The sequence below is a fragment of the Pectobacterium sp. CFBP8739 genome (assembly GCF_013449375.1).
Lineage (GTDB): Bacteria > Pseudomonadota > Gammaproteobacteria > Enterobacterales > Enterobacteriaceae > Pectobacterium.
In genome coordinates this window covers 396,433-422,319 of the sequence record NZ_JACDRR010000010.1, presented here as the reverse complement: position 1 = coordinate 422,319, position 25,887 = coordinate 396,433, and the positions used below count along the sequence as shown (strand labels likewise).

Genomic DNA, 25,887 nt, shown 5'->3' with positions numbered 1-25,887 from the left:
AGAAGAAAGAAATACAGCCTCTTGCTGAGGCGTAAAATGCCCACCATTCGCGAGATAACAGCGGAAATAGGCAAATTCATCAGGTTACACTCTCCTGTTAGCACAAGAATGAGGCTCTATAGCACTATTCTTATTTCTCCATTGCGGCAGGAGATAATAGATTTCGCTTTGTGAACCTTCCATGACAAAACTATTTCAATCATTACCCACAGGACACACTTCGTCTCAACGATGCCCTCCCTCAGTGAGAGAACCGCGATTAACCTGTTAAATTACAAGTCAATCAGGAATAGCAGCGCAGAATCCTTCCGACTGATCTAATATGATTAAGATACAAACAATAACAAAATGAAATAGTTCAATGCAGTTACTACTAAACAAAATCCCGTACCGTAAAGACGCACAAAAAAGCCCGTCGTGGTACTTGACCATGACGGGCTTGATTAACACCCTAAACGAACAGGGATCGATTAGTGCTCGGTGACACCATACAACGGGTTACGGCGATCTAGCATTTGGCCACCATCACGAGTCAGCGGCACCCAACCAACGGCTCCACGTTTCACCGTCGGTTCAGTGAACAGCAGATCAAACGGTATAGAAATGTAGAAGCCTTTCGTAAAGCTCCCTTCCCCATATTCAGCGGCACTCACGTTGGTTTTGGTCGCAAACGCACCGGCAACAATCCCGCTGTCAAAGCGGCGAGACAGATCGAGAGTGACCCCCTTATCCCCTGCCAGATAACGACCCACGCTCACTTTTGCCACCGCACCTTCCACAAACGGCAGTTCCCAGTACGCCGTCAGATGGCCGGTCACCACATCGTAATCAGCCATTCTCATGATGTCGTTCCAGTCGCGCTGTTTGACATAGTTGACATCCATACCCAGCGCCCAGCTTTTACCAAACGGACGATACAACACTTCGGAACCAACACCGGCGTACATCATTTCCAGATAGCCGCCGTAAACCTGGGTATACCAGTCCTGCGCGGGATTATCCCTGCGAGTCAATTGCAGATTGGTCAGCAACAGATCCGAAGAGGTGACGTATTCACGCACCCAGGTTCTGACACGCGGCAACGCTGCACCATCTAACGGAGGTGTTTTGTAGTTGAACTTATCGTAGTTATTCACTAGGTTCAGCAACGCACTGCCCCCCACACTCCAATGCTCGCTTAAGCGATAATCTGCCCCCCCCCTCAGCGCAATCTGGTACATGTAGAAGGCTTCAGCACCACCGACAGACTGAGACAGTGCAGGATCGAATGAATAGGTCAAACGATCGGGTTGTGCGAGCAACACCTGCTGACCACGCACGTCTGAGACCGGCTCTTTGCGATGCGTTTCAGGCTCTGGTTGCCCAAGCGGGACGGCAGCCTGTTTAACTCGATGAAAAGTCTTGGCATCCACTTCCGTGCTGGCAATCGGCAAACTCTGGCTGCGCTGAACAAAGTGATATTCATCAATATTGCCTGGGACGTGGTTCGCTAATACCGTCGCGCCACGCTGTGTGGCTTCTTCGCTATCACGGTACTTAGTCTGCTCGGCAACAATGGTGACCTGTTTTTGATCGGCATAGATATCAGCGTCTTTAAAGCCCGCCTTATCATGCAACTCTTTCGAGACAAGCTGCCAATTTGTGCCTTTACCATCCTGCACGGGGGCATAGACCGGTGGCGCATCGTCTAAATAATTCGGCTTCAAGTCGTTGAAATTAGTGCGTAGGGTAAAGCCCCACATCAGCGTATTGCCGCGCTGCCACGACAGTGTGGTATCTAACGCCTCCCCCACACGGTAAACGGCGCCAATGTTGAAAGGCGAGTCTTGCTTGATCTTTTCTCGGCGCTCTCGGTCAGCGGCTTCATTACTGTAGTCGTTACCGTCATATTCCAGTTTTAACCGTAGCGGATCCCAAGGCGTCTGGTATTCCACGCCACCAAACAGTGCGGCTGGGCCATGGAAAAAGTTCCCGACTTCAAACTGTCCAGTCTCAGTGCTTTCCGTGCGAGAACAGAAACTGGCTTTCAGCGTGCAAGCGGGGTTTTTAATATTTCCACTCTCAGCCATATTCCCCCAGCCCATTCCCAGCGTAAAATCAAATGGCCCCATACGTTTACTGGCTACCAGATATTCGCTATCAAATAGCCCCGTACCGGCAATATCGCGTAACCCCAGAGACACATCCGGCAACCAATAGCTTTCCTGCCATAAACGAGCTTTAATATCGAAGGCCTTATCTTTGTAAGTTTGACTGCCGCTGAAAGACGGATCGTTGCTATAAAGACGAGTACGGATATCGGTATAACGCACGGTGGTTTCCAGCCAGTCAAAGAGCTGGAGCGAGAGGGAATAGCGTCGATATTCCTCGTTGTCGCGGTAGTTGAAGCTAAATTCCCCCGTTTCCGCCATACGTGCTGTTGGCATTTGCAACAGCCCCGTGCCACCAAAATCAGACTGTGAAACACCCGCAGGCTGAAAACGCAGATTGGGGTTAGTTGACGCACGAGTGCTTTCTGTTTCTGCCGCCATGGCCTGCGCACTCAAGATGCCGCCGATCGCCAACGACAGACAGCTTAATTTAACGTTTCTGTTCTTTGTCATTCGAGTGGAGTCCGGTTAGCAAGGTAGTCAGCAAGTTGATCGTTAAGTGATGACATATCCTGAGGTAAAACCGAGGGATCGAAGCCAATAAAGAGCATTTCGCCCGCAGCAGGTTCTATGTGTTGACGGTTCCACAGTGCCAACGGCACTTTACGCCACTGCCCTTCTCCCCCAATCAGATAGCCATAACTGTTATCGGCACCGGCAAGATACCGACGTCCAGAGAGATAATTTTCGACCGACCATCCGGCACGCAGTGCCACTTTCCCCGACGTCTCCAGTTCCCCTACATCGGCAGAGGTATTGACCAAACCGATTAGCGACACGCTGTCATCATGCGGTGCCACATACAGCGCATATTCCCCCACCAGAGGGCGATTATTTTCTACATAGACACGCACGCGGTCAGGATCCAGCTCGGTATGAATACGACCCGCAACATTAATTGGCGTCAGGGTTTTTCTCAGCAGCCAAGCGGAGATCGCTAAATCGCCATCACCCGAATTACGCCAGCGCGTTTCCAGCTCTGCCAGCTTTTGCAGCAAGACATCACCCTGTGCGCGAACCTTCTGCGTGGTCGCGAAATCAGAAATAAACGCCGTTTGCCAGTTGATATTCTGTGGCCAGGGAACCTGTTCATAAAATTGTGCAAGACGCGTACCGTCATCCAACTTAACGACAGCGATCGTCTCTTGCGGCGATTTCACCGTCAATTGCGCAGACGTCGCAACGCCGGAAACCAGCAGCAACAACGTCGCGATACGATTGAGTGCCAACATTGCAGCCCCTTATTGTGCGTAGGGTTTTAATACGGTGAAGGTGACCTGTGCCATATCCGGCCCCATATACTGTTGGCTTTTCACCACGTTTCCGTTAGCGGGATCGAGCCAGTAGCTATTGGTGTAAGACTCCTTCAAGGCCGGGATGGTTACTCGTTCATCAAAACGCAGCAGCTCACGCGGGGTGTCTAGTATTGTTATCGTTTCTTTGCCACGGGCCTGAAAAACAGATGTGGTTTCGTAACCACCGCGGAAAACTTGAGACCACTCAACTCGGCTCTGCCACGTCATTGGCGTCGAAGCCTTCAATAACCCTAACGCCAGCGGATCCTGTTGCAGGTTATCCACATAAGCAATGTCTTCGCCGAAGCCCTGTGTTTTTACTAAGCGACCCTGTCGGGTCTCGATCATATTTTTATCAGCACCAAGCCACGTCAAGCGATGGCCTTCCACAAAGGCGAGCACGACAAACGCCTGTGGAGCCTCACCTACCTTCAGATAAGCCGAAGCATAGGGTGTATTCGCCACTTTGCTTGCCGTTACATAGGTATCATCCTGACCAAAAAACGCCAGTTTGAAGGTTTTCCTCACCTGTTCCACGTTCTGGGAACAGCCCGTCAGCACCATAGATAAAAGAGGTATGGCAATCAGCACCCTCATTTTTGCCATTCGTTTCATTTTTGCCATGAAATGCAGTTCTCGTTGAACAGCGTAGCCCAGAAAAAGAAAGGCCACCGAAGTGGCCTCAGAATTAAAACGAACTTAACGAGCAGTGCTAGTGGTCGTTGACGTTGACGTCCCAGTGCTATTGCTGTTGTTGCTGCTAGCAACAGCAACCGCAGCAGCAACACCGACTGCCGCAGCAGCACCAACAGCCACCAGGGCCGTCGTGCCCGCAGCAATACCAGCACCCGCAGCACCCGCAGCACCCGCAGCGGCTGCACCAGCACCAGCACCAGCAGCACCAGCGCCAGCACCGGCCGGCGCGGCAAACACATTTGACGACATAGCCAGTACGGCAACTAACGTGATTAACGTTTTCTTCATTACGATTTCCTTTTTAACATGGTCTACTTCAGGGGGAGTACCGTCGAGAAGACCATACCCCGTCCTTCTAATCTGGTAACCATTCACCGTTTCATGGCGATGCCATCGCCGCTTGAAATAACACCAGAAAGCAAAACTACAACAGAATTTTTGCAACACGGTTAAAAATAGCAAGATTCCTCGGTAATAAACAGTAATGTTCTCGGTAAAAAAGCAGATTGCTTTACTAAAACTTACGGTTCATCCACTAAAATCTTCGATATCTTAACGATATCAATCCATTGATCCATCAATACAAAAACGCCAGACATTTCCTAATCTGGCGTTTTGTTAACAAAAATTGCTAGTAAAGCATAAGAAACGGCTATTCCAGCCATTCGGTATGGAATACGCCTGCTTTATCGGTACGCTTATAGGTGTGTGCGCCGAAATAGTCACGCTGAGCCTGAATCAGGTTAGCAGGCAACACAGCGGAGCGGTAGCTGTCGTAATAAGCGATGGCCGCAGAGAACGTTGGCGTTGGGATACCTTGCTGAACCGCGTAAGAAACCACATCACGCAGCGCTTGCTGATATTCGTCCGCCACTTTCTTGAAGTAAGGTGCCAACAGCAGGTTAGCGATATCTGCTTTCTGCTCATACGCATCGGTAATTTTTTGCAGGAACTGTGCGCGAATGATGCAGCCTGCGCGGAAAATCTTGGCGATCTCGCCGTAGTTCAGATCCCAGCTATTCTCGTCAGATGCCGCTTTCAACTGTGAGAAACCCTGAGCATAAGACACGATTTTACCCAGATACAGCGCACGACGCACTTTCTCGATAAATTCCGCTTTATCGCCACCAAATGCCTGAGCCGCTGGGCCCGTCAGCACTTTAGATGCCGCAACACGCTGATCTTTAAGTGAAGACAGGTAGCGAGCAAAAACAGACTCCGTGATCAGAGACAGTGGTTCGCCCAGATCCAGAGAGCTTTGGCTGGTCCATTTACCTGTACCTTTGTTCGCCGCTTCATCCAGAATCACATCAACCAGATAGTTACCTTCTTCATCTTTCTTCGTGAAGATATCGGCCGTGATTTCAATCAGGTAGCTGCTTAGCTCACCTTTGTTCCACTCGGAGAACGTCGTGGCAAGCTCTTCATTGCCCAGATTCAGTGCCTGTTTAAGCAGTGCATAGGCTTCAGCAATCAGTTGCATGTCGCCGTATTCAATACCGTTATGCACCATCTTAACGTAGTGACCGGCACCATCAGCGCCAATGTAGGTCACACAGGCTTCGCCATCCGCACGCGCGGCAATCTGCTCCAGAATCGGCGCAACCAGTTCATACGCTTCTTTCTGACCACCCGGCATGATGGAAGGCCCTTTCAGCGCGCCCTCTTCCCCACCGGATACACCTGTACCGATGAAGTTAAACCCTTCCGCGGACAGCTCGCGGTTACGGCGAATGGTATCTTTATAGAAGGTGTTACCGCCATCGATCAGAATATCGCCTTTTTCCAGGTAAGGCTTCAACGATTCAATCGTCTTATCGGTTGCTTCACCGGCCTTCACCATCAGCAGAATACGGCGGGGTTTTTCCAGGGATGCGACAAACTCTTCAACGGTGTAAGAAGGCACCAGTTTTTTACCCGGATTTTCCGCGATAACTTCATCGGTTTTATCGGAAGAACGGTTAAAGATGGAAACGCTATAGCCACGGCTCTCAATGTTCAGCGCCAGATTGCGCCCCATCACCGCCATACCGACAACGCCAATTTGCTGTTTGGACATTAAAGCAACTCCAGTCTGAAGGATAACCTGCCTACAATAGCGACAACGTCTCGCGTTGCGACCCCGCAGGCAATTTAAAAACAGGCCAACATGGTAACTCAGCTTTACGTGAGTGGATAGTGATTGGTTTGATAGCGAAAATGCCTAAAAGGCAAAAGCGTAATCTATTCTTCAGAATACCACGCTATACAAGATCTTTGGCTTCACTTACCATCGAGCTGCTTCCCCCCACTGAAAGAGAATCAGCTATGCCGCTAAAACGCTATCTACTAAAAATTTCACTCTTAAGCTCCCAGCCAACTATCTGGCGACGTGTTGTTGTCCCTGCCAACATCACGCTTGACCGGTTACATGATGTGCTGCAAATAACCATGGGCTGGGAAGATAGCCATCTGCATGAATTCATGTATAAAAAACAGCGATTTACTGATACGTTCAATGATCTTGACCACAGTGACTATGTTGAGGAAGAGAGCCTGCATCGTCTTGACACACTGTTGAAACGCAAAGGCAATTCACTACAGTATATTTATGATTTCGGCGATAGCTGGGAACACGTTGTTACGTTGGAGAACAGTGCTTACTCTGACGATGGCGAATCAGGTGTTCTTCATTGCCTCGATGGCGAAGGCGGTTGCCCACCAGAGGACTGCGGAGGGATTCCAGGGTATTTCCGGCTACGCGAAATTCTTAACGATCCTAAACATGAAGAACATGAAGAAATGCTGGAGTGGCTTGGCATTCCGGATGAATTTCGCGCGTTGGCTCCTGAATTCCTGCTCCATTTTGATGAAAATCTAGTTAATAGAGAATTGTTTCAATACGCTAAATGGTCTCGCGACAGAACGCTTCCCTGGTTTGAATAGAGCCGAGAGTAAACTCAGCCCTGCCTGCACGGCCACGCCTTCAGGGTCGACGCGCCTAATTTGAAGGCACAAAAAAGTGGTTGTATAATGAACAAAATTAGACGGGGGACATATGATAAGAGTTGCCGATTATCCACAAATGAAAGCCTGTGCTTGGTATCTAGCCCCTGATGCCCAATTTAATGATCGTGAAGCACTCAATTTCTACGAGCGTAACTGGAAATATATTGAACAAAATGAACTAACTGCTCATGAAAAAAAGCTCATTGAACGACTAACCAAGGAAGTAGGATACGGTTTTCTCAATGTCTGAATTTCAATTGGCGCATCATAATCGCATCGCAAAAGTTCTTGGCGCGTTTTCCCAGCACCTTTTAGATGAGGCTTGCTGCTATTTTGCCGGTGGAACCGCCATTGTCATGATGCTTAATGAATACAGAGAATCTGTAGATATTGACTTTCTATGTTCATCTCGCGATGGCTACAGCAAGCTACGCACATTACTTTATGGCAATGATTTTTCACCTTTATTTTCTTCTTCTATCTCTACAATTGGAGATATCCGTAAAGACCAATATGGGATCAGAGGGAGGATTGACGTTGAAGGATGCCCCATTAGGCTGGAATTTGTCAGTGAATCCAGACTCGACCTAACCTTAGGTTACCGTCTTCTCGGTGTTCCAACCTTAGGAAAGGTCGATCTTTTCGCTACAAAATTACTTGCTAACGCCGATCGCGGTTTAGATAAGTCAGCACAGAGCAAAGACGTTATTGATCTGGCAATGATGCAGTCAACATGGGGAGATATCCCTCAAGAAGCCTGGGATAAGGCCAGAGCAGTATACGGTCCATCTGTTGACAAAGCGTATAGGGATGCTATTTCAATGCTCAATAGAAATCAGAGTTATTTTGAAAAATGCATGCAGGACCTTCGTATTTCGAAGGAAAATCAAGAACGCATCGTTACTACGCTTAAACTGTTTTTTTCGCCTGTCGATCCAGATGATTACTTATTCCAGTATTAAAAAGCTAAACCGCAGATGCCTCTACCTGCGGTTTAATCCTATCCGCAATATTACTTTTTCAGCAGCGCCTTAATGCTTTCTTTAAATTCGGCACCAAACTCAGGGTTGCGCAGCCCATAGGCAACAAACGCCTGTGCATAACCCAATTTACGGCCGCAGTTAAAGTTCTTGCCCGCCATCTGCACGGCATCAACCTGCTGAGTTGCAATCATATCAGCAATCACATCCGTTAACTGAATACGTCCCCATGCGCCAGGAACGGCTTTTTCCAGCAATGGCCAGGCATCGGCGGTTAACACATAACGCCCGACCGCAGACAGGTCAGACCCCGTTTCAGACGGCGCCTCAGGTTTCTCGATCATCGACGTAATCGCAGCGGCATCGCCTGGGTTCACCAGCGGTTTGTCACAATCGACGACAGAATACTCAGGCAACACCTCATAAGGACGATGCTTAACCAATACCTGGCTACGTCCTGTTTCTTCAAAACGGGAGATCAACAACGCCAGATTTTCCTTCGTCTGATCGGCCGTGCTTTCATCCAGCACCACATCGGGCAACACCACCACAAACGGACTATCGCCAACGATGGGGCGAGCACAGGAGACCGCATGCCCTAACCCCAGCGTTTCTCCCTGACGAACGTTCATGATCGTCACGCCTTTCGGACAGATAGACTGTACTTCGGCCAGCAGTTGGCGCTTGGCGCGTTCTTCCAGCAGAGACTCAAGCTCAAACGAGGTATCGAAGTGGTTCTCAATCGCGTTTTTTGACGCATGCGTCACCAGAACAATTTCTTTAATTCCTGCGTTAACGCATTCGTTAACGATCTTCTCGATCACCGGGCGGTCAACCAGCGGCAACATTTCCTTAGGAATGGCCTTGGTCACCGGTAACAAATTCATCCCTAAACCTGCTACAGGGATAATCGCTTTCAATGATGTCATGGATTGACTCTCTTCAATCTGATGGTTTTTATCTGTTTACCTGAATCTGGCAGCGTAATACCACTACACCACGCATGACACTAAGATTACACCTAATCAGCCATAAAGTGATCTCAGGTTGAGACTTTTTATGATGTGCTGGAACGTTCTGTTTTTATCATCGTGCCAGTAAAGAACATTCCGCAACAAAATCATCTTTATGAATCTATTTAGAAAAGGTCAGCGTGCGTCCCTGTACGTTCAAAATGCAAAACATCATCGGTCAGTTTATAAATAAGAAGCCAATCCGGTTCGATGTGCGCATCTCTGTAGCCTTTATAGTTTCCCTGGAGGGGGTGATCCTGATATTCCTGTGGCAACGGTCGTTTATCTTCAAGCAAAAGCTGCATAAGCGTTTTAAGCTTGTTCATGTTTTTATGTCTCCGTTGCGCTTTTTTCACATCACGTTGGAATTGACCAGAATATGCAATCTCCCTTTGCTTTTTCATTCATTAGATCCCTAATTTATCAAACAGATCGGCGGCATCTTTTGCTGTATGGACATCAACCCCTTTCTCGCTGTCAGCCATCGTTTGTGCGGTAAGCTTATTAGGGACATGCATATCAAATGGAAGCGCTTTTTCTTTAGCAACTTTCGTTAACGTTATGCGCACCAGATCCGATACCGTCAACCCCATGCTAGCCAACACTTCCGCTGCTTCATTTTTAAGATTTTCATCAATACGGGCACGTACAAATGCATTCGCTGCCATAATATTTTCCTCCATCCAGTGGGTACTCAAAATGTAGCTCAATTGAGCTACAAAAGCAAAAACATATCCACTCCTGCATTCGTTACTTTTTCTGATACATCAGACAATTCTGGTGAAACAGGGTGATATACTTGAACGACGATTTAGAGATAACGTTTAATACAATAAAGGTGAAATTGTTGATGAAAGGGATCGTGCTTGCAGGGGGAAGTGGTACTCGGCTATACCCGATTACTCGCGGCGTTTCTAAACAGCTATTGCCAATCTATGATAAGCCGATGGTTTATTATCCTATTTCAGTTCTCATGCTCGCAGGCATCCGAGAAATACTGATAATCACGACCCCCGAAGACATGCCAGCATTTCAACGCCTGTTGGGCGATGGAAGCCGTTTTGGCATTGCGCTTAGCTACGCAGTACAACCCAGCCCTGATGGATTGGCTCAAGCCTTTATCATCGGTGAAGAATTTATCAATGGGGAACGCTGCGCGCTGGTACTCGGCGATAATATCTATTTTGGTCAAAGCTTTGGCAAGAAACTTGAGTCCGTGGCGGCAAAAGAAGAAGGCGCAACGATCTTCGGCTATCAGGTCACTGATGCCGAGCGGTTTGGCGTCGTCGAATTTGATCAGGATTTCAAAGCGCTGTCGATAGAAGAAAAACCGGTGAAACCGAAGTCAAACTGGGCCGTTACCGGATTGTACTTCTATGATAGCAATGTCGTGGAAATGGCGAAGCAAGTAAAACCCTCACACCGCGGTGAATTAGAAATCACCACGTTGAATCAGATGTATCTAGAGCAAGGAAATCTAGATGTTGAGCTATTAGGACGAGGTTTCGCCTGGTTGGACACCGGCACACACGATAGCCTGATTGAAGCATCACAATTTATTCATACCATCGAGAAACGCCAAGGATTTAAAGTTGCCTGCCTGGAAGAAATCGCTTTCAGAAAAGGGTGGCTGTCACAAGAACAGGTAGCGAAAGAAGCACATTTACTGAGTAAAACGCAATATGGGCAGTATCTGTCACGATTGCTTGAGGAAAACCGTCCGTAAATATTTCTCGGCGTATGCTGGGGATGTTGAACGAAAATAAACTCACATTTAACCTAACACTTATTGAAAAATACTATGCAAGTTATCGACACCCCTATTTATGGCGCTAAAGTCATTCAGCCCAAGGTTTTTGGTGATGAACGCGGATTTTTTTTGGAGACATTTGAAAAAAATCGCTATCAGCAAATGCTAAATATTGATCTGGATTTTGTGCAAGATAACCACTCGCGTTCCACTAAAGGTGTATTGCGCGGGCTGCATTTCCAAAAAAACCGCCCGCAAGGCAAATTGGTGCGCGTAGTACGCGGTGAAGTATACGATGTTGCGGTGGATATTCGCCGTGATTCGCCCAGTTATGGTAAGTGGTTTGGCGTGTTATTAACCGAAGAGAACAAAACGCAATTTTGGCTGCCGCCAGGGTTGGCACACGGTTTTGCCGTGCTCTCTGACATTGCAGATTTTGAATACAAATGTACGGAATATTACCAACCTTCTGATGAAGGCTGCCTACTGTGGAACGACCCAGATGTGGGTATTGACTGGCCGTTGGAATCTCCACTGCTTTCAGAAAAAGACAAACTGGGAAAACGCTTCAAGGAGCTGGACTAATGAAAGTGCTATTGACCGGCGCTAACGGCCAACTCGGGCGCTGTTTTCAGGACCGGCTGCCGACTGGCTGGCAGATTCTTGCTACCGATTCTGCTGAATTGGATATCACCGAACTGGCTCAAGTCACCGCCGCCATCACAGCCTTTAAACCCGATGCCATTGTTAACGCAGCGGCTTACACAGCTGTGGATAAAGCAGAAAGTGAAATAGAACTGGCGGAACGCATTAATGCAACAGGGCCAGCGAACCTGGCAAGCGTTGCGGCACAGCACGGTATTCGGTTTGTGCATGTTTCTACCGACTACGTGTTTGATGGTAACGCCAGCACACCTTATACCGAAGAAAGCCCGACAAACCCATTGAGCGTCTATGGCCGCACCAAGCTAGCGGGTGAACACGCTGTTAGCGCGGCTGCACCTAATGCGATTATCGTGCGCACCGCTTGGGTATTTAGCGAATATGGCAATAACTTTGTGAAAACCATGCTGCGGTTAGGAAAAGAGCGAGATGCATTAAGTATTGTGGGTGACCAGCGCGGCTGCCCAACCTATGCTGGCGATATTGCGCAAGCGATTATTGCACTGCTACAGCAACAGGCTGCTGGGGGGATTTATCACTACACGGGTGATAAAGAAGTAAGTTGGTTTGAATTTGCCCAAGCGATATTTACTGTGGCGGTACAGAAAGCGGTGCTGAGTAAAGCGCCGACGCTCACGCCGATCACCACAGAGCAGTATCCCACACCAGCACACCGACCTGCTTATTCAACGCTTGCTGGGGACAAAATAAAGGGATTGGGAATTGCGTTATCTGATTGGCAGAGTGCGTTAAGCACAACAATTGGCGATTAAATCCTGGGCTGAGCCATATCGATTAACATTGTTAAACGCCTGATGCAATTACATCAGGCGTTTTTTAAGATAGTAAAATTCGCTGAGTCAAAGATGGAACGCCACTCTTTTTCCTGTCGGAAGTTTCACCTTGAAAGCGGTCACATTCCGTTTCAGGATGGAAAACCGTGGATCATTACTCGCCTGTTCCATTTTGGCTATCCTTGGCTGTGTTAATCTCGGTTATTACCTTGAGAAGCGGTAGTGCCTGTAATTCCCATTACATTCTTTCAGCAAAGAAATGGCTTGCCGCTGTACTCTCTTCTTTTGAAAAATAGAAATACACCAATTTTTCATCAGGTAAGAAATCACCCTGTCCTTTTTCAATTCTCCGGCCATCAACCCCTTCGGCATACATAGCTCCTGTGGGGAAAGCCTTTTTTTCGTTTGAATTGTTGTATACAGCAATGGCAATATTCTCGTCAGAGGGAATTAATGCCTTGAATCCATGGTCAAAGGCTAAAAATTTCACATCACTTTGTGGCGATCCAGCCAGTATTTTTCCTGCTTGAATGTAAGCAGCAAGACTGAGATTTGGGCTGCCATCTTTACTTGTCAAACCGAAATATCTGGTTCTTCCTCGCGGGTCCTTTTCAGTATAAAAAGGCAGTACGAACGGAAAATAATGTTTAACCCCAGCGCTATAACCCACTATTGCTTTAGCAGCAATTTGTACGGCCACATCCATATTCTGCTGGTTGACGGTTGTCAGATCATCAGAGTAGGCGTTTCTTCCTGATTCAGTGATCCATACATTACCAGAAAAGCCCTTTGACTTGAGCCATGATTTATATTGAGTCAATATTTTTGTCAGATTTTCAGCAGTTTCGTAACTGTGAAAACTAAAATCACCTTTGGATTCAAAAAAGTCTTTACGTGACGAGATAGCTTCCGAAAAGGCCGCATTAGCATTGAGGCCGCCAGCAAAGGCACCATTAACAACCAAAACATCATTGCCAACAGCGGTGTGCATTTCTCTGGAATAAGAGAGGTATCTCTCAACGTATTCCACCATGTCCTCCGCTGATAACCTTTGACCTTTTAAATTATTTGGCTCATTTTTTGGTTCTATACCAATCCAAGTATCCTTCCATTTATGGGTGATTTTAGGAAAATCACCCATAATTTTATCAGAGTCAGGAAACACTAAATGTTCTAATACTGGAACCTGAACAACGTCCAATACTTTTATATTAGCCTGTTGATATTTCCTCCTGAGTTTATCAATATAGTATATACCATCCCATATTTTATTATTAGGGGACAAATCGCCCCACATTAATCTATCCCTTACAACATTGATTCCGATCTGACTGAGAAGCGATATATATTGACCCCGTAGAGAGTCATCCTTAACAATATAACTCAGCGCAACATCCATACCAAAAAAGCTCGGGATTTTTTTTTGTTGATGCGCGTATATACCTCTTGCGACACCTTTTATATTTAAATGATAATATCCATTGGGTAAATTCAACTTTACCTTTGACGTGCAGTTAGTACTGGCTACGCTACCGGAGTCGACTTCGCGTCCCATAATGTCAGAGATGGAATAGGACAGGTTATCTTCACAGGGAGATTGCACTATTTCGATCCACGCATCCTTATTAGATTCGACCACATACTGATCTAACCCTTTAGCATGCCATATATTTTCCATATCCGCCCAAAGGGTATGAGGTAGCATAGCGGCACATAATGTGCTGCCTAATATTATAGATTTGCTCCGTAAGAGACGGTTCAACATTGCAACTACCCCTAGATTCATACTCTATTCTCCCGCTAAAGACACCGCATTTGCATTCAGAATAGCAATGACACGCTCGACATCTTCTGCAGTATCCACTCCCTGTGGTGGAACACCATCCCAATGTAATACATGGATAGGGATCCCCAACCAAAGTGCTCGCAACTGCTCAAGTTTTTCGCTCATCTCCAACTGGCATGGCGGCGTTTTCGTGATTTTATCTAAAATATCAGCGCGATAAGCATAAATACCAATATGCCTTGAATAAGCTTTTATATCCCATTTTTCAGGAGGTAACTCGCGATTGAATGGCACCGCCCATCTTGAGAAGGTGATAGCATGGCTATCTTTGTCACACATAAGTTTGACAACATTAGCATCGTGTAGTTGGTTCATCGTTTCAATAGGAACTGAAACTGTGCCCATTGAAAAATTTGCCGATTGCCTGCAAAAATTCGCAAATGCGCGCAGCAACGCTGCCGGAACCAAGGGCTCATCACCCTGCACATTGATTATGATGTCACTACCTGACCACCCTATGTTTCGAACGACTTCTGCTGTTCTATCTGTGCCCGATTCATGATTAACATCAGTCATGATGCCAGGCACATCATAGGCACGAAGAACAGACTGAATACGTGCGTCATCGAAAGCAACCACAATATCTGCATCTTGCAACGCGCAACGGACAGCGTCATATACACGCACGATCATCGGCTTACCAGAAAGATCGATCAATGGTTTACCTGGCAGCCGAGTGGAACCATAACGTGCCGGAATAACAACTTTTAACCTAGATTCACTGGACTGCATCATATCTCCCCCATTGCGCAATCAATGGCTGATAGGCCTGCTGGAGAGAAAGCCCCCCCCCGCTTGCAAAATACGCTCAACAACCTCCCTTGCCACCCCTTTCCCACCTTGGGATGTGACTACATAATCCGCAGCCTCTAGTACCAAAGAATGTGCATCGGAAGGGGCGTAAAAACAGCCAACAATCCCAGCCAAGGGAAGATCAACAACATCATCACCCACATAAGCAATTTGCGTATCATCTAACATCTGCTCGCGTTTAATTGCCTCGTAAGCTTCACGCTTTTCCAAGTGTCCTGTTATGGTTACATCGAATTTAAGCTGCTGGATTCGAAAATCCAGCGCTTTACTGCTTTTCCCTGACAGCACACCAGCACGTAAACCGTGCGCATGTAACAACGCAATAGCTAATCCATCTCTGACATTGAATGCTTTAAAACGCTCTCCTTGTTCATCCAGGTATAATGAACCGTCGGTCAGCACCCCATCAACATCGAATAACACCAAACGAATCGGCCCTTGATACACCGATCTCATCCTTATTCAATCTCCAAAGCAGGCAAAGATTTAATTAGCTCGTCAACCGCTTTGATTTGAGTTAGAAAAGGCGCTAATGCAGCCAGAGGCAGAGCACTGGGACCATCACAGCGCGCATTATTGGGATCGGGGTGAGACTCAAGAAACAGCCCTGCTAGCCCGACGCCCATCCCCGACCTTGCTAGCTCTAAGACTTGTCGACGGCGACCACCGGAGGCAGCGCTACCTGGATCCCTACGTTGGAGGCTGTGGGTAACATCGAATATGGCCGGCAACCCATCGCAAGCTTCAATCATTTCTCTGAACCCCAGCATATCGACTACAAGATTATCGTAGCCGAATTGCGCACCACGCTCACAAAGGATGATTTTTTCGTTCCCCGCTTCGCGAATTTTACTCACGATATGCTTCATTTGTTGAGGGCTTATAAATTGCGGTTTTTTGATGTTTATCACACGCCCAGTTTCTGCAATAGCGACGACCAAATCGGTTTGTCGAGCGAGAAACGCAGGAATCTGCAACACATCAACCACTTCTGCGACTACAGAGGCCTGCTCTGGCTCATGAACATCAGTAATTACCGGTACATCGAAACGCTTTTTAACTTCTTCAAATATTCTCAATCCCTCTTGCAAACCGACGCCACGAAAAGACTTAACGGATGAACGGTTTGCTTTATCAAAAGAGGCTTTGAACACATAGGGGATACCAAGTTTACTCGTTACATTGACATAGTGTTCAACAGCCGATAACGTTGAATCTAAATCTTCTAAAACGTTAATACCGCCGAATAATACAAACGGACGTTGGTTTGAAACCACTATATTTTTTGAAATTACAACTTCCATAATTAAACCCTTACCCACTATATTTGAAGAGAAACCGATACAATTAAGAACTATCAGTTTCAATAAATTACAACATCAACCATTATTCAGAATGAATAATTAACACATCAATTATATTATTCGTCCTATAAGGCACACTCACTAACAAGCTTGGAAATCAGTTTGAATGATTAATCACACGGTTATTTTTTAAAAATACCGACCAGATCATCGCGGTCGAAGACAAGCAATGCAGAAATTTTTCGCCGCTCCATTAATTGCAGTGCATCCTCTGTGCGCGTGCCAACAGAGACGCGTACGGGGTTGCGGGTCATCACCTCAACGGCTTTGCGATCAAAAAAATCTTTACCGTGTTGTTCAAGAGCCCGCCGGATATCACCATCGGTAATAACGGCCCAACTGTCTTTGGTGCGAACAATAGCAAGCCCTAAGCTGGAGTGCGTTATCGTCGCAATAACATCCATTAAGGGTGTATCTTCCTCCACAAAAGGCAGCGTACCCTTGAACATCTCATACTCCACTTTGCTGAGTAGACGTCTTCCAAGTGAGCCACCGGGGTGGAAACGGGCAAAATTCTCAGGCTTGAAACCACGAGCTTCCATCAGGGTTATCGCCAACGCATCCCCCATTGCCAAGGTAGCGGTGGTAGAAGACGTTGGTGCCAATTGCAGCGGGCATGCCTCTTGCTTGACATGTACATTAAGATGGCAATCAGCCGCACGCGCCAAAGTTGAATCCGGATTACCTGTGATACCAATCAAAATATTACCGTTATCCTTCAGGAAGGGTAACAACTTAACAACTTCGTCGGTTTCGCCTGAATTAGAAATGGCAACAAACACATCTTCATGCGTTACCATTCCCAAATCGCCGTGATAGGCCTCACCAGGATGCATGAAAAAACTGGGCGTACCGGTGCTTGCCATAGTTGCTGCAACTTTCTTACCTATTATCCCTGATTTTCCCATACCACAGATAATAACCCGACCTTTGGACTCGAGAATATATCTAACAGCCCAATTAAATTGCTCATCCAAGTTATTATAAAGCCCAGCAACAGCTCTAGCCTCAATATTAAAGACATGGCGTGCAACTGCGACATAATCGAGGTTAGTATCAAATATCGTGCTCATATTTGCCATTCTTCTCTTATCTATTATTAATCTTGGGAATGTTTTTCCACTTCGCAAACACGTTCCCACGATGAAGTCTCTGGATTATAGCGTTTGATAACTCTTCCAGGGGCACCTACAATAACTGAATAATCAGGAAAAACACCTCTTACAACTGCATTCGCGCCCACAATACAACCTTTGCCAAGAATCGTACCAGCTTGAATTCGAGCCCCCATACCTATAAAAGAATTTTCACCGATTTCAGTTTTTTTTAAAATCATAGGTTGCTCTAAAATGGGGGAGTCAACCGACATATATTCATGTTCTATATCAGTGACTGTAACATATCCTGTTATTAAAACTCCTTTTTTAATATGTAAATCACCCATGCAGGTAACATGAAAACCCTGCCCTATAGATACATTATCATGAATAAACAATCGCCCTTCGCCATGACACTCTGCCCGTAAACCTGGAAAAACACGAACTCGCTTACCGATAAATATTCGCTTCCACCCTTGTATAAACATAGGTGGACCTATATAACCAGGAAACCCGAACCTTCCCAAAAAAACACCATAAATGAAGGCACGAATTATCCAAATTACTTTATAAATAAAATGCATAAAAATACCAAAAAATCAACATTATAATATACAGCAATACCATTAACAATAAATCTGTCTAGCCATTAAAATAAATAGCCGACCTGATATGTTCTGGTTGGTCACTGTCATCATTAAACCAATGCCCCAACTCAAGCATCCGTTTCTTACTTAAATTCGGCGATTCTAAATCTTCACTAACAGCCAAGACAATGTCGTCACTATGTTTATAACTCAAGCCATTAATACAAAATATATCGGCAAGACAGCCGTCATCTAACAAGTAAATAAGAGAACCAGAACATAGCATTTCAATAACGGCCCCAGACATATGGGCAATACTAAAATCAACCTTTGCTAAGTAATCTTGTAAACCACAACGTTCAATAGCAACACAATTTTCATCTAAAAGATGAGAGTAATTATTAGCATCATTTGCTGGGTGTAATCTGACGAAATAGCGCATTGCCAATGCACTCGCAACGTGCTTAGCCGATTGAATTAGAACAAAATTTGATTCCTTCCCATTTTCTCCATTTAGCATCACCCCCAAAATTCCAGTACGACTCCCATCTTCAGACTTCTGCACACGTTGGCATTGTCTGATCCACCCAGTGATCATCATACGTTCAGGGGATACACCAAATTTAACGAACTCAGAGCGTGTCGCAGCTCCCCAACAAAGCATCCTCTCACTTACGAAGTTTGCATAGGCTTCAGCATCTGGACTCATATTATTATGGTTTAATAGTCGGTATTGCCCATGCTGGTTAGTCACCGTAAAGATGCCGATGGCTTTAGCCATCTGAGCAAATAAATTTTCAGGAGGATGAGCATCACAAAAAGTTACAACACAGCTACGGTGACCAGACAAGACACTCATAACGTTCACAGCAGTAGTTCGGTATTTAGCAATCAATAAGGAAACACTAAACCGTTGCATCAGCCCTTTTTCATACCCTGAAGTTAATTTAAAAGAAGAAGGTAGTCTATATAGTGTCGGCAAAAATTGGAGTAATGAAAACTGTTCTTCAGATTCAACATAGTCGTAATCGTTATTCAATGAATTCCGCACACCAGTTATAACATAGTCATAATCAGGCCTGTTTTTTTTTCGGCATGAATAAAACAATAACAAAGAATGTCCTTCGATGTTTATTGGCCTAAGGGATGTTGAGAAAAACAGCGAAAAAACAAGCCTCTTACACCATCCAACAAAGGATATATCATATAAATAGGGCGCGATGACGTACGCATAATTTACACCATCCAAAACAGCACTTCCGCTGTGCTTAAATTTTTGTATACGTTCGAATTCACGTCCAACTGTCATAAACTTGATACCTCACATCTGGATTTTCCTGTCAGTTGGTATGCACGTGCACCTAATAATAATGAAAGTGCAAAATAGATAACAAAAAAAACCATACATGCATATTCGATGCTAAAAGAGAAACTTACTGTTATAAATATTATTACACCTAGTGTGTTAGTTACACTCTGGGAAAGAAGTAGATAATTATCATCTCGGCACATGCTCAATACTACAGAAAATAAAGCAGTCAGTGAAAAAAGAACTTGACTTACTAATAAAATCATCAATACATCAGTCATGTCAGTATCAATTTTCGCATATTGTAAAATAAAATCTTTCGCAATAATCATAATAAATAACACGCCAATACTTGCAACAAGAATAGCTACTGCCGAATAACTAACTATTCTTCTTAATTCACTCAACTTTCCTGCTGCATGGAGAGATGCAAACCGAGAAGAAAAAGTAAAGTTTACAGCAAGCATCAAAAGACTAATCAACATTGATAATTTTTGCGCAACAACAAAACCTTTATACTGTTCACTACCATACATCAGAGGTATTACCAACAACGCAGTCCAGATTAGTGCTTGCTGCGCTAAGACAACAACACCCAGTTTATTGGCAGCATAGGCATCTTTTCTCACATCATTTAATGTATGTCGTGTAACTTTAATAATGATTTTTACTGGGCTTCCGTAATGGCGAAAAATAACAAAAAGATAACATATTACAGAAACTGAAGCATAGATAAGAATTAATTTACCAGAATCTATCGTAATACCCGAAAGTAGAAAAACCAACATTACAATCAATGAAAACATCGGAACAGCAATATTTAATAAAAACGTCGCCAAGTTCGTATATCCCAAGCCTTGTTTTATCCGTGCCGCACAAGCTACCAATGCAATCATTACTGCAGAAAAAATAACAATACCTCCTTCAAACAACCCTATCCCATGCAATAACTCTCGATCGAGTGAATTAACAGATACAAACATCGCTAACATTGCCAGAATACCCCATATGAGTATACGACGATGAGCAAGTCCTATTACTCCATTAGCAATATCATCGACCTCATTTTCTGAAGAAGCTGCTACTCTACGAACAATAACTTCATCTAACCCCCAACGAAAACACACGGCCGCAATTGTACTTATATTGAAAAGAAAGAAAAAATGAGCGGCTGATGATGTTTCTAAATATCTAGAAACAAGAATAGTGAATATGACAGAAATCCCAGACCCCAATCCCCTTAGCATTAGAGTAGAGAACACTGCGAGTAAACGCTTATGCATGATTAATCACACTGCCTCTAGATTTTAGGCTTATCATTAGGATGAAATTCATATTCTTTCTTCATCCAATAGATCATCAAAAAAACAAGAATAACGCCGTTGGCGTAGTATTCTCCCATCCGCATGAGGATAATTAAAAGGGTTGATACATAGGCAATAGCTATTGGCTTACATGTACTTCTTCTAAGTATGCGCCAGCACCAGCTACCAACTAGGACGAAAAATAGCCAAGCAACGACCCCCATTTCAGCTGTTGCACGGCTAAATAGAGATGTAGCAGATCCTCTTCCAGGGAGAGTGTCACGATATGTGGGCATTTCATACTGATTAATATATTTATCAAACACAGTGCTATATGTTCCGAAACCAGCCCCTCCGCCATAGTTATCCTTTACTGAGGATATGGCAATAATCGCATTAACAGCTGCAGAATAGGTACTTATATTCATACCATCTTCCATTGTTAATTCACCACCTTGTAAAACAGAAACAGTATCATGCCAGCGTAGTTGAAAAAAATCGGTACTAGTCAATTTATAAACCATTATCAACACGAGTGGTAATGATAATAGCACCATCCATAATTTTTTTTTATTCATTCCTATAAAAAAAGAAAGCGCAGCAGCAGCAAACAATCCAAGATATCCCAGAGAGGATGTAGACAAAATTACAGACAGAATTAAAACAAAACTATTTATAGTAATTTTAAAGCTACGAACAAACTCTGAAATAGAATAGGCTGCGGCAGGTAATAGGGCACAAGCATAAAAAGCCGGCTCTACACTTAACCCAGCAATTCCTAGATAAGCTCCGTGATTTTTAGCGCCGCCACCTATCAAACCAAAAATATCCATTCCCGAGAGAATAAAAATCAACTCTTGTAATACACCAAGCCAAGAAAAGAAAACAGCAACTTGAAAATAACGATAAAATAACTCGACAACAGAGTGATTAGATGTTCGGTAAATCAAATAATAAAAAATCACAAATATAAAAAGAAGAAATACTTTTGCCGTAGATGAGATAAACCGCTCCAGTAAATCCCCATAATTTGAATAAGTCAGCATTATACTGACCAATGAACACGCTTGAAGTATTACAAAGAAAATCAACCAAACATTTTTAAGACCGATACTTCGATTTATCACTGCCATCAGAATAAATGTCATACTCATCAGTATGTAACTCCAAAACATAATCCCGATAGGTGTTGGAGTATACAACCCTGACATAAATATCGTAGCTAATGATAACCAAACAAGAACTAATTTCATGGTCACTTTAGTGCGGATTTCAACTTTTGAATAACCCACAATAGCCCTATTCATATTTCATTCTCTGATCCATTGTTCACAAATAAAATTAGAATAACTTTTAGCTAAAAATTCTATCCACCCATGCAGAAACTGAATATTCATTTCTGATTTCAGTAGAAAACGGCAACTCACTTGCTGCCAGAAATGCATCTTCAATATATGGATTGCTCCGATCGACAACCAACACTGCGTTTGGATTGTAAATGTCATAATTGACAATATCAGCATTAGTGGTGATCAGCTTACGCTGTGCACCAACTGCTTCCAGACTTCTCATGGTAAGCCCAAGTTGATCTGGACGATTCACATCAATTACGGCTCTACTGTCAGCAATTTTATCAACAACATCCGAAAGTTTCATACCGACAAAACTCACGTATTTGTTGCCAAATCGACGGAAACCAGGGTCGATGAAGGCGCGTAGCCGATACAATATTCGTGATGGATAATAACAAAATACAAATACACGGCGTTCACGAGACTGCAAATCATCAAGAATTTTTTCTAGCACTTTATAGCGGTCGGTATGAATTGTACCGATAAAACAGGCGTCATAAGTATGAGGACCTGTCCATGCTGCAGAACGGTCAAAATCCCGGCCATAAAACAACGGTAAGAATTCAAGTCGTGAGTTATTCTCGACATCGGATCGGTCAAAAGAAAAAGCGCAATCAAACTCGTTTAAAATGTTCCGTGCGTTCGGGTTGTAGTGCATTGAGTCCCATAAATACAAACATAAGCGAGCTTGCGGCTGTGTCAGCCGCAACTTATGTAACATTGACTGAGAAATTGCTTCACCACGCACAATAAGAATATAATCGTATAAATGGCTGCTCGTTACCTTGATTATATTTTCATAATAACGATTTGTTTTCTTAGCCAGCAATCGGCGATCGATACGAACCAATGACTTTGTTAAAAATGAATTGTCTGGGCGATCGTTAAAATAGTCAACAAGCGCCCCTTTTCGCTCCAATTCGTCCTTTATCAACTTCTCATAACCAAAAAACATAGGCGCTATAAACAGGATCCGTTTGCCTGACAAGGTCATCCTATCCCCTCCATGCAAGTATACATCGACATCATTTTAGCAAACCTTTTTCACGCATTTCAGTTACAGAGCGTTCATAACCCGAATCACTGATTTCTTGTGTTTTTACCCAATCACAGAAAGCTTTAATTCCCTTATCAAATGATACTTGAGATACAAAACCAATCTCCCGCTTAACCTTACTGAGATCAGCCATGTTATGTCGAATATCACCCACACGGAAATTTCCTGATATACGAATGCTTCCGCCTTTACCGTAGTTCGCCTTTAATGTATTTGCTACGGTCAGTACATCAATCGATTCACCAGTGCCGACGTTATAAGCCACCCCAGTGACATCGGAATCTACAGCAGCAATCGTTGCGGCAACAACATCATCAATGTAGACAAAATCTCGACTTTCTTTTCCATCCTCGAATATGTTCACATCCTTGCCTTGCAGCAATAACGTAGAAAATATTGAGAGAATACCTGTATAGGGATTTTTCAGCGATTGTCCTGGCCCATACACATTTTGATAACGCAGCGCGACAGAACCAACCCCCAAAGCCGTGCCACTGGTCAGCACGAGCTGCTCTTGTACTTGCTTGGTAATACCGTAGATAGAAGTTGGATGAATTAGAGAAGTCTCATCAGTTGGCACAAGCTTAGCGATATCGCCCGTTTCAGGATCTCTGCATTCAAAAATACCATTTTCCAGATCGGAAAGATTTCGTGCTTCTGGGTAGACAAAACCATTGCGTCCCTGGTACTTGCCTTCACCGTATATTGCTCTCGATGAAGCAACTACGACACGTCTGACGGACTCACTTCCAAGCTCTTTCTTGGCCAAGATATCTAACATCAGCGAAGTACCACGCACATTGACATCCACATAACGATCAATTTCATACATGGATTGTCCAGTGCCTGTCTCAGCAGCCAGATGGATGATAGCATCACAACCAGGCAATACTTTAGCCCAATCATTACGATCACGGACATCCCCTTTTACAAACCGAACAGCTTTAGGCAATCGCTGCACTAATGCTGAAGACTCAGGGGTTTCCCCATGGATCTGGGGAGAAAGACTATCCAGCACAACAACTTCATCACCGCGTTTCGCTAGAGCAATTGCCAAAGCACTGCCGATAAAACCCGCACCACCAGTAATCAAAATCTTCACTTAATAAAACTCCTCTATAACGCCTTCGAATATCTATTCCTAGATTGGTATTACACTTTAAAATAGTCATAGACATCTAGGCTAATCGTTATTAAAACTTAATCATGACAACAATAAATTTAATATAATCACTAAAACCCAGGAACCATACATGCCGAACATTAATAAGCAGATTTATTAACAAACCCCTTAAAAATGGTAAAGAATATAATTTTCACATCTAACCACACACTCCACGACTGAATATATTCAAGATCAAACTCTATTCTTTTCTCCATTTTTTCAAGAGTATCTGTTTCTCCTCGCCAGCCATTTATTTGTGCCCAGCCAGTAATGCCCGGTTTCATTTTGTGACGTAGCATATAACCATCAATCAGTTTTCTGTATTGTTCATTATGGTAAATAGCATGTGGGCGTGGTCCAACAATTGACATGTCGCCTAATACGACATTAAAAAATTGGGGTAATTCATCTAACGATGTTTTCCTGAGAAAACCACCGATCGGAGTTAAGCGCGGATCATTTTTTCTTGCCTGTATGACATCATCACCATTTTCCATTACGGTCATACTACGAAATTTCCACACTTCTATTGCTTTGCCATCCAAACCGTAACGCATCTGTTTGAAAATAACCGGCCCAGGAGAGGTTAATTTAATCAGCATGGCAATAATAAAAAGTATTGGAGATATCATTAATATAATTAACAAAGAAATAATTATATCTTCAAGCCTTTTGATAATTCTATTTATTCCACTCATGGGCGAATCATAGAGTGATATAACAGATATACCATTTACTGTTTCACTACGAGAACGCAATACATTAAATGTGAATATATCTGGTACTAACAATACCGTGCAAGTTGTATCTGATAATTCTCTAAGTATGTGATTGATGAGTTTAGATTCGTTCATAGGTAATGTTATATACACTTTATCTATATCACCATTACGCGCACTCGCTATTAAGTCATCAACCCCACCCAAAAATTTAACATTCAAAGTGTTATATGTATCAGAAACAGAGTTTTCATCTGGCATATAATAGCCAATGATATTTAACCCTACCCAGGGCGCATTCATAATACTCCGAATTAAATGCCCACCAGCAACAGAATCACCAACAATCACAATTTTTCGCTGATTATACCCCATTGTTCTTAAATATCTGACAATTACCCGGATAGATATCCGAGCCAAACAAAAGCCAATTAATGAAACAAAAAACCATGTTAAATAATAAGAAAAATCAATAAACAAACTGGGTATAACAGAAAGAACCCCCGCACTAAAGATAATACTTAGCAACCAGTTTCTAACTAATGAATACATTTCAAGTCTAAAATTAACCCCTCGCCATGAACGATAGAAATCGGTAATGCCACCGACCATTTGAAATGTCGAGAGACTAATTAAAGCTATCAACCAGTGTTTTAAGAAAACATCACCATAAATAAAAAATGAAACAAATAAAGTGCTTGACAATATCACAGCTATATCAGAAAATCGCTGTAATATTGAAATGATTGAAGCATTGGAGTATATAAAATCCCCTTGTCTTTTAATCATCTTCTCTCTCTTTTATTTGAAATAATAAAACCCATAATAATTCTCATCTTTATTTTTATATATCCCCTCAAATTAATAAGATAGAATCATAAGTTTCAAAAAATATAGTGATTACAAATTTGGCACATATATATAGCCATAAATTTTTGTGCGTTA

At 43.9% G+C, this 25,887-nt stretch carries 26 protein-coding genes and 1 pseudogene; 6 read left to right on the top strand and 21 right to left on the bottom strand.

Annotated features, from left to right (window positions below):
* Window positions 1-470: 470 nt before the first annotated feature.
* From H0247_RS10400 to gndA, 5 genes are all read right to left on the bottom strand, one after another.
* Entirely contained in the window at window positions 471-2,603 is a 2,133-nt protein-coding gene (locus H0247_RS10400) for a YjbH domain-containing protein (protein ID WP_180742460.1), read from the bottom strand.
* Complete coding sequence (locus H0247_RS10395) at window positions 2,600-3,382, bottom strand: capsule biosynthesis GfcC D2 domain-containing protein (protein ID WP_180742459.1); 783 nt, start codon at window positions 3,380-3,382, stop codon at window positions 2,600-2,602. Before H0247_RS10395 ends, H0247_RS10400 begins: the two co-directional genes overlap by 4 nt.
* 9 nt (window positions 3,383-3,391) lie before the next feature.
* Window positions 3,392-4,069 carry a YjbF family lipoprotein gene (locus H0247_RS10390; RefSeq protein ID WP_180742458.1) on the bottom strand — a complete coding sequence of 226 codons (678 nt, stop codon included), beginning with the start codon at window positions 4,067-4,069 and terminating at the stop codon, window positions 3,392-3,394.
* A 75-nt stretch (window positions 4,070-4,144) separates the two neighbouring features.
* Window positions 4,145-4,429, bottom strand: a complete 285-nt coding sequence (locus H0247_RS10385; protein WP_180742457.1) for a hypothetical protein — start codon at window positions 4,427-4,429, stop codon at window positions 4,145-4,147.
* 364 nt (window positions 4,430-4,793) lie between these two features.
* Window positions 4,794-6,200, bottom strand: a complete 1,407-nt coding sequence (gene gndA / locus H0247_RS10380; RefSeq protein WP_180742456.1) for an NADP-dependent phosphogluconate dehydrogenase — start codon at window positions 6,198-6,200, stop codon at window positions 4,794-4,796.
* Window positions 6,201-6,448: 248 nt separating this feature from the next.
* Between gndA and H0247_RS10375 the strand changes: the two genes are divergently transcribed.
* The 3 genes from H0247_RS10375 to H0247_RS10365 all read left to right on the top strand — a co-directional run bounded on the left by H0247_RS10375 (window position 6,449) and on the right by H0247_RS10365 (window position 8,091).
* A complete protein-coding gene (locus H0247_RS10375; protein WP_180742524.1) occupies window positions 6,449-7,066 on the top strand; it encodes a plasmid pRiA4b ORF-3 family protein in 618 nt (205 codons plus the stop codon).
* A 112-nt stretch (window positions 7,067-7,178) separates the two neighbouring features.
* Window positions 7,179-7,379, top strand: coding sequence for a hypothetical protein (locus H0247_RS10370; protein ID WP_180742455.1), 201 nt, complete (start codon window positions 7,179-7,181; stop codon window positions 7,377-7,379).
* Window positions 7,372-8,091, top strand: a complete 720-nt coding sequence (locus H0247_RS10365) for a nucleotidyl transferase AbiEii/AbiGii toxin family protein (protein WP_180742454.1) — start codon at window positions 7,372-7,374, stop codon at window positions 8,089-8,091. The genes H0247_RS10370 and H0247_RS10365 overlap by 8 nt, the downstream gene beginning before the upstream one ends.
* 50 nt (window positions 8,092-8,141) lie before the next feature.
* Here the strand turns inward: H0247_RS10365 and H0247_RS10360 are convergent, their stop codons facing one another.
* The 3 genes from H0247_RS10360 to H0247_RS10350 all read right to left on the bottom strand — a co-directional run bounded on the left by H0247_RS10360 (window position 8,142) and on the right by H0247_RS10350 (window position 9,790).
* Window positions 8,142-9,038, bottom strand: a complete 897-nt coding sequence (locus tag H0247_RS10360; RefSeq protein ID WP_180742453.1) for a sugar phosphate nucleotidyltransferase — start codon at window positions 9,036-9,038, stop codon at window positions 8,142-8,144.
* Window positions 9,039-9,247: 209 nt separating this feature from the next.
* Window positions 9,248-9,526 carry a type II toxin-antitoxin system YafQ family toxin gene (locus H0247_RS10355; RefSeq protein WP_180742452.1) on the bottom strand — a complete coding sequence of 93 codons (279 nt, stop codon included), beginning with the start codon at window positions 9,524-9,526 and terminating at the stop codon, window positions 9,248-9,250.
* 3 nt (window positions 9,527-9,529) lie between these two features.
* Window positions 9,530-9,790: a type II toxin-antitoxin system RelB/DinJ family antitoxin gene (locus H0247_RS10350; RefSeq protein ID WP_103972205.1), complete on the bottom strand. Its 261-nt coding sequence runs from the start codon at window positions 9,788-9,790 to the stop codon at window positions 9,530-9,532.
* Window positions 9,791-9,972: 182 nt separating this feature from the next.
* Here H0247_RS10350 and rfbA point away from each other — a divergent pair, with 182 nt between their 5' ends.
* The 3 genes from rfbA to rfbD all read left to right on the top strand — a co-directional run bounded on the left by rfbA (window position 9,973) and on the right by rfbD (window position 12,308).
* Window positions 9,973-10,848 (top strand): glucose-1-phosphate thymidylyltransferase RfbA, encoded by an 876-nt coding sequence (rfbA, locus tag H0247_RS10345; RefSeq protein WP_180742523.1) that lies wholly within the window; start codon window positions 9,973-9,975, stop codon window positions 10,846-10,848.
* Window positions 10,849-10,923: 75 nt separating this feature from the next.
* Complete coding sequence (gene rfbC / locus H0247_RS10340) at window positions 10,924-11,457, top strand: dTDP-4-dehydrorhamnose 3,5-epimerase (protein ID WP_180742451.1); 534 nt, start codon at window positions 10,924-10,926, stop codon at window positions 11,455-11,457.
* A complete protein-coding gene (gene rfbD, locus H0247_RS10335; protein ID WP_180742450.1) occupies window positions 11,457-12,308 on the top strand; it encodes a dTDP-4-dehydrorhamnose reductase in 852 nt (283 codons plus the stop codon). The genes rfbC and rfbD overlap by 1 nt, the downstream gene beginning before the upstream one ends.
* Window positions 12,309-12,395: 87 nt before the next feature.
* Here rfbD and H0247_RS19830 read toward each other — a convergent pair.
* From H0247_RS19830 to wcaJ, 13 genes and pseudogenes are all read right to left on the bottom strand, one after another.
* A pseudogene (locus tag H0247_RS19830) lies at window positions 12,396-12,518 on the bottom strand (transcriptional regulator); the annotation flags it as partial.
* Between the two features lie 49 nt (window positions 12,519-12,567).
* Entirely contained in the window at window positions 12,568-14,115 is a 1,548-nt protein-coding gene (locus H0247_RS10330; RefSeq protein WP_180742449.1) for a glycosyl hydrolase, read from the bottom strand.
* A 3-nt stretch (window positions 14,116-14,118) separates the two neighbouring features.
* Complete coding sequence (kdsB, locus tag H0247_RS10325) at window positions 14,119-14,910, bottom strand: 3-deoxy-manno-octulosonate cytidylyltransferase (RefSeq protein ID WP_180742448.1); 792 nt, start codon at window positions 14,908-14,910, stop codon at window positions 14,119-14,121.
* Window positions 14,911-14,928: 18 nt separating this feature from the next.
* A complete protein-coding gene (locus H0247_RS10320; protein WP_219606689.1) occupies window positions 14,929-15,435 on the bottom strand; it encodes an HAD-IIIA family hydrolase in 507 nt (168 codons plus the stop codon).
* Window positions 15,436-15,446: 11 nt separating this feature from the next.
* Window positions 15,447-16,292 (bottom strand): 3-deoxy-8-phosphooctulonate synthase, encoded by an 846-nt coding sequence (kdsA, locus tag H0247_RS10315; protein WP_180742447.1) that lies wholly within the window; start codon window positions 16,290-16,292, stop codon window positions 15,447-15,449.
* A 182-nt stretch (window positions 16,293-16,474) separates the two neighbouring features.
* A complete protein-coding gene (locus H0247_RS10310; RefSeq protein WP_370463325.1) occupies window positions 16,475-17,425 on the bottom strand; it encodes an SIS domain-containing protein in 951 nt (316 codons plus the stop codon).
* 26 nt (window positions 17,426-17,451) lie between these two features.
* Window positions 17,452-18,033: a DapH/DapD/GlmU-related protein gene (locus H0247_RS10305; protein WP_180742445.1), complete on the bottom strand. Its 582-nt coding sequence runs from the start codon at window positions 18,031-18,033 to the stop codon at window positions 17,452-17,454.
* 58 nt (window positions 18,034-18,091) lie between these two features.
* Window positions 18,092-19,345, bottom strand: coding sequence for a hypothetical protein (locus tag H0247_RS10300; protein WP_180742444.1), 1,254 nt, complete (start codon window positions 19,343-19,345; stop codon window positions 18,092-18,094).
* Window positions 19,342-20,628: a lipopolysaccharide biosynthesis protein gene (locus H0247_RS10295; protein WP_180742443.1), complete on the bottom strand. Its 1,287-nt coding sequence runs from the start codon at window positions 20,626-20,628 to the stop codon at window positions 19,342-19,344. Before H0247_RS10295 ends, H0247_RS10300 begins: the two co-directional genes overlap by 4 nt.
* 17 nt (window positions 20,629-20,645) lie before the next feature.
* Entirely contained in the window at window positions 20,646-21,956 is a 1,311-nt protein-coding gene (locus tag H0247_RS10290) for a hypothetical protein (protein WP_180742442.1), read from the bottom strand.
* 46 nt (window positions 21,957-22,002) lie between these two features.
* Window positions 22,003-22,995: a hypothetical protein gene (locus H0247_RS10285; RefSeq protein WP_180742441.1), complete on the bottom strand. Its 993-nt coding sequence runs from the start codon at window positions 22,993-22,995 to the stop codon at window positions 22,003-22,005.
* A gap of 31 nt (window positions 22,996-23,026) precedes the next feature.
* Window positions 23,027-24,160, bottom strand: coding sequence for an NAD(P)-dependent oxidoreductase (locus H0247_RS10280; RefSeq protein ID WP_116164739.1), 1,134 nt, complete (start codon window positions 24,158-24,160; stop codon window positions 23,027-23,029).
* Window positions 24,161-24,321: 161 nt separating this feature from the next.
* Complete coding sequence (gene wcaJ / locus H0247_RS10275) at window positions 24,322-25,731, bottom strand: undecaprenyl-phosphate glucose phosphotransferase (RefSeq protein WP_180742440.1); 1,410 nt, start codon at window positions 25,729-25,731, stop codon at window positions 24,322-24,324.
* Window positions 25,732-25,887 lie beyond the last annotated feature (156 nt).

Coding starts and splice junctions, on each gene's coding strand:
- H0247_RS10365 (WP_180742454.1), top strand. CDS start 7,372: ATGTCTGAATTTCAATTGGCGCATCATAATCGCATCGCAAAAGTTCTT.
- rfbC (WP_180742451.1), top strand. CDS start 10,924: ATGCAAGTTATCGACACCCCTATTTATGGCGCTAAAGTCATTCAGCCC.
- H0247_RS10295 (WP_180742443.1), bottom strand. CDS start 20,628: ATGCATAAGCGTTTACTCGCAGTGTTCTCTACTCTAATGCTAAGGGGA.
- H0247_RS10355 (WP_180742452.1), bottom strand. CDS start 9,526: ATGAAAAAGCAAAGGGAGATTGCATATTCTGGTCAATTCCAACGTGAT.
- H0247_RS10360 (WP_180742453.1), bottom strand. CDS start 9,038: ATGACATCATTGAAAGCGATTATCCCTGTAGCAGGTTTAGGGATGAAT.
- kdsA (WP_180742447.1), bottom strand. CDS start 16,292: ATGGAAGTTGTAATTTCAAAAAATATAGTGGTTTCAAACCAACGTCCG.
- H0247_RS10310 (WP_370463325.1), bottom strand. CDS start 17,425: ATGAGCACGATATTTGATACTAACCTCGATTATGTCGCAGTTGCACGC.
- H0247_RS10375 (WP_180742524.1), top strand. CDS start 6,449: ATGCCGCTAAAACGCTATCTACTAAAAATTTCACTCTTAAGCTCCCAG.
- H0247_RS10370 (WP_180742455.1), top strand. CDS start 7,179: ATGATAAGAGTTGCCGATTATCCACAAATGAAAGCCTGTGCTTGGTAT.
- H0247_RS10290 (WP_180742442.1), bottom strand. CDS start 21,956: ATGAATAGGGCTATTGTGGGTTATTCAAAAGTTGAAATCCGCACTAAA.
- H0247_RS10390 (WP_180742458.1), bottom strand. CDS start 4,069: ATGGCAAAAATGAAACGAATGGCAAAAATGAGGGTGCTGATTGCCATA.
- H0247_RS10330 (WP_180742449.1), bottom strand. CDS start 14,115: ATGAATCTAGGGGTAGTTGCAATGTTGAACCGTCTCTTACGGAGCAAA.
- H0247_RS10400 (WP_180742460.1), bottom strand. CDS start 2,603: ATGACAAAGAACAGAAACGTTAAATTAAGCTGTCTGTCGTTGGCGATC.
- H0247_RS10350 (WP_103972205.1), bottom strand. CDS start 9,790: ATGGCAGCGAATGCATTTGTACGTGCCCGTATTGATGAAAATCTTAAA.
- H0247_RS10285 (WP_180742441.1), bottom strand. CDS start 22,995: ATGACCTTGTCAGGCAAACGGATCCTGTTTATAGCGCCTATGTTTTTT.
- rfbD (WP_180742450.1), top strand. CDS start 11,457: ATGAAAGTGCTATTGACCGGCGCTAACGGCCAACTCGGGCGCTGTTTT.
- kdsB (WP_180742448.1), bottom strand. CDS start 14,910: ATGATGCAGTCCAGTGAATCTAGGTTAAAAGTTGTTATTCCGGCACGT.
- wcaJ (WP_180742440.1), bottom strand. CDS start 25,731: ATGATTAAAAGACAAGGGGATTTTATATACTCCAATGCTTCAATCATT.
- H0247_RS10305 (WP_180742445.1), bottom strand. CDS start 18,033: ATGCATTTTATTTATAAAGTAATTTGGATAATTCGTGCCTTCATTTAT.
- gndA (WP_180742456.1), bottom strand. CDS start 6,200: ATGTCCAAACAGCAAATTGGCGTTGTCGGTATGGCGGTGATGGGGCGC.
- H0247_RS10300 (WP_180742444.1), bottom strand. CDS start 19,345: ATGACAGTTGGACGTGAATTCGAACGTATACAAAAATTTAAGCACAGC.
- rfbA (WP_180742523.1), top strand. CDS start 9,973: ATGAAAGGGATCGTGCTTGCAGGGGGAAGTGGTACTCGGCTATACCCG.
- H0247_RS10395 (WP_180742459.1), bottom strand. CDS start 3,382: ATGTTGGCACTCAATCGTATCGCGACGTTGTTGCTGCTGGTTTCCGGC.
- H0247_RS10385 (WP_180742457.1), bottom strand. CDS start 4,429: ATGAAGAAAACGTTAATCACGTTAGTTGCCGTACTGGCTATGTCGTCA.